At 77.6% G+C, this 996-nt stretch carries 1 protein-coding gene and 1 pseudogene; both read right to left on the reverse strand.

Going from position 1 to position 996, the window contains the following annotated elements; all coding sequences use genetic code 11:
• Positions 1-510: pseudogene (locus ACVNF4_RS36410) on the reverse strand (GAF domain-containing protein); the annotation flags it as partial.
• A gap of 25 nt (positions 511-535) precedes the next feature.
• On the reverse strand, positions 536-996 hold a 461-nt coding region (locus ACVNF4_RS36415; protein ID WP_461807089.1), incomplete at its 5' end, for a universal stress protein.

The raw sequence follows: 996 nt of genomic DNA on the forward strand, positions 1-996 counted from the left end.
CGGGGTGGCGATGCTCGGGCCGCCGGAGAGGTCCACCGCGCCGAGCACCAGTCCGGTGCGGGGGTCGCGGACGGGCGCGGCGGCGCACGACCAGGCGTGGACGGCGGTGCCGTAGTGCTCGCCCGCCACGATCTGGACGGCCCGGCCCAGCTCCAGCGCGGTGCCGGGGGCGTTGGTCCCGGCCAGCCGCTCGGACCAGCGGGCGCCTTCGACGAACCGCATCCGTTCGGCGCGGCGCAGCGCCGCCCGGTCGCCCTCGACCCACAGGAGGGTGCCGTCGGTGTCCGTGACCGCGAAGACGTGTCCGTCCTGCGCCGCGTCCCGGCCGAGGAGGTCGCGCAGGAGGGGCAGGGCGGCGGCGAGGGGGTGGGCGCGGCGCCGCTCGTCCAGCTCCGTGCGGGCGCCGTGCACCGGGGGCACGGCGTCGGCCCGTACCCCGTGTGCGGCGCAGCGTGCCCAGGAGTCGGCCACCAGGGGACGTGGCTCGTGGGTGGTGGGGGACACAGCCATGGCACCTCCTGTCCGTGTGTCCGGTTCACCCGGTGACCGGCACCAGCACCACCGGACAGTGGGAGCGGCTCAGCAGGGTGTGCGCGACCGCCCCGGGGTGCCGGTGGGTGCCGATGACGACGACGGACGCCTCACGGCCGGCCTCCAGGAGGGCGTGGGCGGGGTCGGTGGTCACGGCGCTGATGTCGACGGGGACGTCCGGGTGGGCCTCCCGCAGCCGGGCGACGCCGAAGCGGGGGACGGCGCGCTCGGCGTGTTCCTGCTGTGCCTGGCGGCGCAGGCCGGGGCTGTCCCCGGGGATCGGCGAGGGCAGTTCCGGGACGGTGTGCCGGTGGAGCGGGGCGTGCAGGACACGCAGGGGCGACTTCCGCCGCTCCGCCTCCTGGAAGGCGTAGACGGCCGCGTCGTCGTCGGCGTCACCGCGCAGGCCCAGCAGGACCGGGCGCGGGGCGGACGCGTGGTCGCGGGGGCGGTCGTCGCGGACGA

The organism is Streptomyces sp. S6, assembly GCF_054880855.1.